This is a genomic window from Binatus sp. (SeqCode) (assembly GCF_036522015.1).
Taxonomy (GTDB): domain Bacteria; phylum Desulfobacterota; class Binatia; order Binatales; family Binataceae; genus Binatus.
The window spans coordinates 1-7,297 of record NZ_DATDGQ010000234.1; the positions used below are offsets into that span (position 1 = coordinate 1).

A 7,297-nucleotide genomic window follows, 5' to 3' on the forward strand; every position below is an offset into this window, starting at 1 on the left:
GCATGAAGTTCGGATCATGTCGGCGCATCGCACGCCCGACGTCACCCTGGAATATTCGGCGAACGCGGCGGGCCGCGGCTTGCGCGTGATAATCGCCGGCGCCGGCGGTGCGGCGCATCTGGCGGGCGTGGTCGCGGCGAAGACAATTTTGCCGGTGATTGGCGTGCCGATGCCGACGACGTCGCTGAACGGAATCGATTCGTTGCTGTCGATCGTGCAAATGCCCAAAGGCGTGCCGGTAGCGACGATGGCGATTGGCAAAGCCGGCGCGGCGAATGCGGGGCTGATGGCAGCGCAGATAATCGCGCTCAGCGACGCGAAGCTTGGCGAGCGGCTGGTGAAATGGCGGGCCGCGCGCGCGCAGGAATTGTTGCAGCAGAAGATTCCTTGACCGCGGTGCTAGAACTCGTGCGATGACCAAACGCGATATCGATACGCCAGCATTGATTCTCGACCTCGATGTGGTCGAGGAAAATATCCGCGCGATGGCGGAATACTTCGCGGCGCGTCCGCAGAAGCTCAGGCCGCATTTCAAGACGCCGAAGACGCCCGAGATCGCGCGCCGACAGCTCGCGGCCGGCGCAATCGGCATAACCGCGTCGAAGCTTGGCGAGGTCGAAGTGCTGGCGCGCGCAGGTCTCGGGCCGGTGCTGCTCGCGAATCAAATTGCGGGGCCGGCCAAGATCGATCGGTTCTTCATCGCCGCCGCGCAGATCAGCCTGATCGGAACGATCGAGAGCGAGTTCAACGTGCACGAGTTCAAGGATGGGGCGGCGCGGGCCGGCAGAGCGGCCGACGTGATCATCGAAGTCGATACGGGGATGCATCGATGCGGCACGGAGACTCCCGAAGAAACGGTCGCGCTCGTGCGGCACGCGAGGCGCGTGGGACTCAACTATCGTGGCGTGATGGGGTACGAAGGCCACGCCGTACTCATTCCAGATCGCGAGAAACGAATCGCAACGGCGGGTGAGGCTCTGACCACGCTCAGCCGCCACGTCGAAGCACTGCGAGCGGCAGGGCTCGCGCCGGAGATAGTGAGCGCGGGCGGGACCGGCACATTCGACATCGCGGGCGACTGGCCCGACGTAACCGAAGTGCAGGCGGGATCGTACGTGTTCATGGACGGCGCTTATCGCAACGTGCGGCCGGATCTTGGCCGGCCGGCGTTGACCCTGCTGGCGACGGTAATTTCGCGGCGGGGCGATCGCGCGATAATCGACGCGGGGATGAAATCGCTGATCAACGAATTCGGTCCGCCGATGGGCAAGGAGATCCCGGTAAAAGTAGGGCGGCTGTCCGAAGAGCATGGGCATCTGGCGGCGGGAGAAAGCAGTCTCGAGCCGGGGTCGAAAATCGAAATCATTCCGAGTCACGGCGACACAACGATCAATCTGCACAGCGAGTACTACGTCGTGCGCGGCGACGAAGTGATCGCGACCTGGCCGATCGAAGGCGCGCGTGCATACCGGTGAGTATTCCGGTGATTAAAGCGGGGCGTCGAGCGATCGCTGGCCTGGCGATTGCGGCAGCGATGGGAGGATTTGCGCGTGCGGCCGACGTCAAGATGTCGGGCAAGCTGAATCCGCCCGCGAACGCCAGCGTGGTCGCGATTTGTACCGATCCCGTCGTGCAGAATGTACTGAATGAAGATCTGCGCGCGGCGCGCCATGGCCAGCCCTCGAATAAGGATGATTCGGTGACGCTCACGGTTACGGTCAATCAGCAGATGCTGGCGCCCGGAGTGTCGTTGAATCAGATGTTCCCGGGCGATCCCTCGATGGTCGAATTGCTGAAGGAGGCCGGCGCCGATCCGCCGCCGCTCGGCGATAGCGGCAATCAACCGATCGATCCGTTTGCAAATGAGGCTCGCCGCCAGGCGTTGTCTCCTGACGATCCTGTGACGGAGCAGTTCAGAGCCTACCAGGCGCGTCGGAATGCGTTCGGTAACGGACCGACTCCGTACGACAACATCCCGAAGAACCAGATTTACGACACGGTGATCGTCGCGCGCGCGTCATTGGAAGGCGCGGCCGATGAGCTGAAGGTGGTGGCGGTCGTACACTCAGGCGACGACGTACGGCTCGCCAAAGAGCTGGTGGCGGAAGAGATCGCGAACGCCATTCTGCACTAGACTAGCGAAGCGACTAGTCATCAGTCGCGGGGCGAGGGATCGGACGCGGCGGCGCGGAACGGTTCGCGTCGGGCGGGGCGGTGGCGGATTGCGGGACATTCGATACGGCCGGCCCCGACGAGAGGGACGGAGCAACTTCGGGATTCGTCACGATCGTCGCGGGCGGCAGAGTTTCATTCGGCGCCTGGGCATTGGACGCGGGCGCAACCGCAGCAGGCGATGCGACGGGAGCGGGAAGTGACGCATCACGCTCCTCGAAGCGGCGCCATGCAAAATCCGCCAGCAACGCGACCACTGCGACGATCAACACGGCGAACACGATTCCGCGACTGGAGCCGGGCTTCTTCGCAACCATCGTGATCTCTTGCGAGAGTCGCACCACGTTGGCCTCGGCATGTTGGACGTTGCTGACGAAGCGGGAGGCGATTTCCTCGGCGTCGAGACCAAGGAAGGATGCGTAGCGGCGAAGAAACGGAACGAGGTAGAGCCGATCCGAAATCATGTCGTAGCTGTCGGTCTCGATCATTTTGACGTAGTGCGGAGGAATGTGCGCCTCGGTCGCGACCTGCTCGCGAGTCAGGCCTTTGCGTTCGCGGGCTTCGGTAACCAGATGGCCCAAAGAAGGTTCGGACTCGACGCCGTTGGCTTCGGAATCCGCGAGCTGGATTTTGGATTTGGATTTCTTGTCGGCCACTTGCGATCAATCTCTCCACGGCAAAGCTACAGTCCAACGCGCCCGAATCCAAGTGTCTCGATTCGGCTTCCGCTAATTTTTTACGCCGGATTCGAGGCAGGCAGCTGCGGATGGCGGTGGAGCGAGTGCGCCATTGTAAAGCGCGAACTTTTTTCCCTCGCATCCGACGACAACGGGCGCGGGTTTCAGCGAGTCCTCGAGCCCTTTCACATCGCGAGCGTTTGCGACCAGAACCATACACGCACCAGACGACCAGGCCTGGAGCAGGCGCGCTTCGGAGCCGATGAGAAACGGCGACTTGCCGGGCGTCGGCGGCGAAACTTCGGATAGCTCGCCCCAGTACTCGACGCGACTCTCGCGGACGCGGGTGTAGAACGGGAGCGACTGGACGTAGTGGCGATACGAGGCGAGCGTACAATCGCCGGCCAGATAGGGCCCAACGGCATTTGCGAGGTTACGGTATGTCGAAATCACGGACGCATCGTCGCGCACGCGCGCCGAGAGCGGCACCGTCACGAGCATCGCGATTGAGAGCGCGCCGATCGCGTAAGAAAGGCGCGACGCCGTGCGGCCGAACACGTACATCGCGATCGCGCCGGCGGCCAAAACCGCGGCGATCAGCAATCCGTCGAAACCAAGCGCTGGACTTATCGGAGCGCGTGCTAGTTCGAATAATACGCAGAGACCGGCCGCGAGTACGAGGTTCGCGATCGCAACGACGCCGAGAAGACGACGGCGACTAGCGTCCTCGAGAGCGGACAGACGCGCGAGGCCGTATCCTGCGACGATAGACAGCGGAGGAAGCGCGGGCAGGATGTAGCTGCCGAGCTTCGAGCGCGGAATCGAAAAGAACACGAAGATGACGACGAACCAGATCGCGAGAAAGTTCGCGGAAGGTCTTTGGCTGGAGGTCGGACTCGAGCCTTCGGGTAAGGCGGCGCGGGCGCGTAGTGCGGACCAGCCGGGTGGCACGAAAAATATCCACGGCCATGCTCCACCGATCACGATTGGGATGAAGAACCACGGGCCCCAGCCATGTTCGCTTGACGAGAGGTAGCGTTCGAGATGCTCGTGGATGAAGAAGAAGCGCAGGAAGCCGGGATTTCGCGCTTCCATCAAGATGAACCAGGGCAAGACGATCGTCGCATAGATAAGGCCGCACCAGACCAGCGGCATCTGCGCGACCTGGCCCAATCGCCGCTCAGCCGCCAGCCATATGAGAGCGATCGCGCCGCCGAGTAGCAGCGCGACCGGGCCTTTGGCGAGCGTGCCCAGCGCGAGCATCGCAGCGGAAGTCAGCAACCATCGGCGAGCCGACGATTGTGAGAGTGAATCTTCGCGCGCGGCGAGGTAAAACGCGGCAAGCGCGGCAGTCAGAAAAAATGCCAGCGCGGGATCGAGCGTCGCGAATCCCGCGAAGCCGAAGAACAGCGGGCTGAGCGATAGCGCAAGTGCGGTGAAAAGTCCGGTCGCTGCGCCAAGTATCACCTCGGCGAATGCGGCAGTGACGACGATCTGGCCGATGCTGAAAAGTGCGGAAGGTAGTCGCGCCGCGAATTCATTCGCGCCGAAAATTCGTATTGATGCGGCGTTGGCCCAATAGACCAGCGGAGGCTTTTCGAAGTACGGCTCGAAGTCGTCGCGCGGCGTGACGTAGTCGCCCGAGACAACCATCTCGCGCGCGATTTCAGCGTAGCGGCCCTCATCAGGCTCCCAGAGCGCAGGCTGGCCGAGACCGGGAAGATAGAGGATGGCGGCGAGCAGCGCGTATATCGTGAGTCGGAAGGGGCGGTTGGCGGCGAGCATCGTCGAAGCAGTCTCGCGAGGTGATCACGCGCGGTCAACCGGGGCCGATGGCGCTATCTTTAATTCCGGCAAGCTGTCTGCAAGAATCAGTTCACGCGACAGCAGGTTTCGCATGGATCGATCGCGGCCAGGTCGCGCAAATCTCTTGAGCTCTCCCGGCAAAATATCACCGATTCGAGGAACTTCGGCCGCATCGCGCGCGGAGCATGGCCTGGTGTCGATCGTGGTGCCGGTGTTCAACGAATCGGCGAACTTGGCGTCGCTGTGGTCGCGCCTCAAGCTGGTGCTCGACGGGCTGGATCGTCCGTGGGAGACGGTTTTTATCGACGACGGGTCGCGCGACGAGTCGCTGGGCATCCTGCGTGAAATCGCGGCGGGCGAAGAGGGGCGCGTGCGGGTCGTCGAGCTGGCGCGCAATTTCGGACAGCATTCGGCGATCCTCGCGGGCTTTAGGCAATCGCGCGGCGAGATAGTCGTGACGCTCGACGCGGACCTGCAAAATCCGCCGGAAGAAATTCCGCGGCTGGTCGCAGCGATCGATGAAGGCAACGACGTGGTCGGCGGATGGCGCGAGGAACGTCACGACCAGGCGTATCGGCGATATGCGTCGCGGCTGCAGAACCGGCTGACGTCGATAGTCGTCGGCGTGCCGATGCACGATTACGGATGTATGCTGCGTGCGTATCGGCGGCATATCGTCGATACGGTGGTCGAGTGCGACGAGAAGGCGGCGTTCGTGCCCGCGCTCGCCAACACGTTCGCCAAGCGCGTCGCCGAAATCCCGGTTGGCCACGACGATCGCGCCAGTGGCGAGTCGAAGTACAATCTCTTTTCACTGGCGAAGCTCAGCCTCAACCTGATCACGGGGTTTTCGCTGATCCCGATCCAGATGCTCAGCATGACCGGGATCGGAATTTCGCTGCTCGCCACGATGATGGCGGTCGTGCTCCTTGGGCATCGCGTGATCTACGGCCCACAAGAAGAGGGCGCGCTGTGGACGCTGTTCGCGGTCCTGTTTTTTTTCATCGGGATGATCTTCCTGGCGCTCGGGCTGATCGGTGAATACGCCGGGCGCATCTACATAGAAGTGCGGCGGCGACCCACTTACATCGTGCGAGCGGTGCATAGCGTTGACGGCAAGCCGGCTGATTCGCAAACCGACTAACGAGCAATCGTGGAGTCTGTGAAATCGGCGCGCTGCGTGCTGTTCGCGTACCACGAGATGGGCTACGCGTGCATGGAGGCGTTGCTCAAGATGGGCGCGCCAATTGCCGCATTGTTTACGCATCGCGACGATTCTCATGAAGAGATTTGGTGGCGGTCGTGTGCGGAACTGGCCGCGCGGCACAGCGTCCCGGTGCACCTCGACGAGAAAGTTGAAGTAGCGTTCGAAAAGGTCGGCGCGCTGAGACCGTCGATAATTTATTCTTTCTCTTACCGTCACCTGATTCCCGAGAACGTGCTCGAATTGGCCCCGCTAGGCGCCTTCAATCTGCATCCGTCGTTGCTGCCGGCATATCGGGGACGCGCGCCGGTGAACTGGATGCTGGTGAGTGGAGAGCGCGAGGCGGGAGTCACGCTGCATCATATGGTTGCGCGCGCAGACGCCGGCGATATCGTCGGGCAGCGTGCGGTGGCGATCGACGACAGCGACAACGCCTTGACGCTATATCGCAAGCTGATACCGCGCGGCGTCGAGCTGATCGACGAGATGCATCCGAAGATCGTCGCGGGCACTGCGCCACGGCGAAAAATGGATATCTCGAAGGGCAGCTATTTCGGGCGCAGAAAGCCGGAGGACGGGCGGATAGACTGGCGATGGCCCGCGCGCAGGATCTTCAATCTCGTGCGGGCCGTGACGCATCCGTATCCCGGCGCGTTCTGTTTCATTGGTGGGCGAAAGCTGCTGGTATGGGAAGCGAAAATCGGCGCGGAAAGCGGAGCACTCGGGACACCGGGGCGAGTCGTGCGCGAAACTGCCGACGGCGAGCTTGAGATTGCGGCCGGCGAGGGCAGTGTGATCGTGAAGATCGCGCAGTTCGAGGGCGGCGTCCAAGGCGTTGCGCGCGAGGCTCTTTCGCAAGCAGGGCGCGTCACGGATACTGTTCAGTTCGATTAGTTTTCGCGGAGGTCACATGCGGGTTCTGATAACCGGCGGCGCCGGATTTCTCGGGTCACATCTTTCGGATGCGTTCATCGCGCGCGGCGACGAGGTCTTTGTGCTCGACACGGGATCGATCGGCAAGGTGCGCCACCTGCTGAACAATCCGCGCTTTCATTACGTGCACGATTCGGTGTTCAACCTCGAGTTGATCGACAGCCTGGTGTCGAAAGTCGACCTCCTCTATCACCTCGCCGCGGTCGTCGGCGTCGAGCACTACGTCGCCGATCCCTACGAGACGCTCAACGTGAACGTGAACGGCACGCAAAACGTGCTGAAGGCGGCCTACAAGCACAACAAGCGGGTCGTGTTCAGCTCGACCTCGGAAGTGTACGGGCGCAATCCCAAGGTGCCGTGGCGCGAGGACGACGATCGCGTGCTCGGCGCGACCAGCATCGACCGCTGGTGCTACTCGACGTCGAAGGCGGTCGGCGAGCATTTCTGTTTTGCCTATCACAAGCTCGGCATGCCGGTTACGATCGTGCGCTATTTCAACGCGTAC

General features: G+C 62.2%; 8 protein-coding genes. 6 read left to right on the forward strand and 2 right to left on the reverse strand.

The genetic code is table 11. The features are described 5' to 3' along the window. The 3 genes from purE to VIW95_RS10035 all read left to right on the forward strand — a co-directional run. Positions 1-391, forward strand: a 391-nt coding sequence (gene purE / locus VIW95_RS10025) for a 5-(carboxyamino)imidazole ribonucleotide mutase (protein WP_331585979.1), incomplete at its 5' end; no start/stop codon positions are given. 22 nt (positions 392-413) lie between these two features. Continuing rightward, the gene (locus tag VIW95_RS10030; RefSeq protein WP_331585980.1) at positions 414-1,475 is read left to right on the forward strand and encodes an alanine racemase; all 1,062 of its coding nucleotides are present in this window, start codon (positions 414-416) and stop codon (positions 1,473-1,475) included. An 8-nt stretch (positions 1,476-1,483) separates the two neighbouring features. Beyond that, a complete protein-coding gene (locus VIW95_RS10035; RefSeq protein ID WP_331585982.1) occupies positions 1,484-2,134 on the forward strand; it encodes a hypothetical protein in 651 nt (216 codons plus the stop codon). A gap of 13 nt (positions 2,135-2,147) precedes the next feature. On the opposite strand, the gene VIW95_RS10040 is transcribed toward VIW95_RS10035, so the two are convergent. Beyond that, complete coding sequence (locus VIW95_RS10040) at positions 2,148-2,828, reverse strand: helix-turn-helix domain-containing protein (RefSeq protein ID WP_331585984.1); 681 nt, start codon at positions 2,826-2,828, stop codon at positions 2,148-2,150. Positions 2,829-2,900: 72 nt separating this feature from the next. Beyond that, the gene (locus VIW95_RS10045; protein WP_331585986.1) at positions 2,901-4,634 is read right to left on the reverse strand and encodes a phospholipid carrier-dependent glycosyltransferase; all 1,734 of its coding nucleotides are present in this window, start codon (positions 4,632-4,634) and stop codon (positions 2,901-2,903) included. Positions 4,635-4,779: 145 nt separating this feature from the next. Between VIW95_RS10045 and VIW95_RS10050 the strand changes: the two genes are divergently transcribed. From VIW95_RS10050 to VIW95_RS10060, 3 genes are all read left to right on the forward strand, one after another. Beyond that, complete coding sequence (locus tag VIW95_RS10050; RefSeq protein ID WP_331585988.1) at positions 4,780-5,799, forward strand: glycosyltransferase; 1,020 nt, start codon at positions 4,780-4,782, stop codon at positions 5,797-5,799. 9 nt (positions 5,800-5,808) lie between these two features. Then, a complete protein-coding gene (locus VIW95_RS10055; protein WP_331585990.1) occupies positions 5,809-6,753 on the forward strand; it encodes a formyltransferase in 945 nt (314 codons plus the stop codon). Positions 6,754-6,769: 16 nt separating this feature from the next. Beyond that, on the forward strand, positions 6,770-7,297 hold a 528-nt coding region (locus tag VIW95_RS10060), incomplete at its 3' end, for an NAD-dependent epimerase/dehydratase family protein (RefSeq protein ID WP_331585992.1).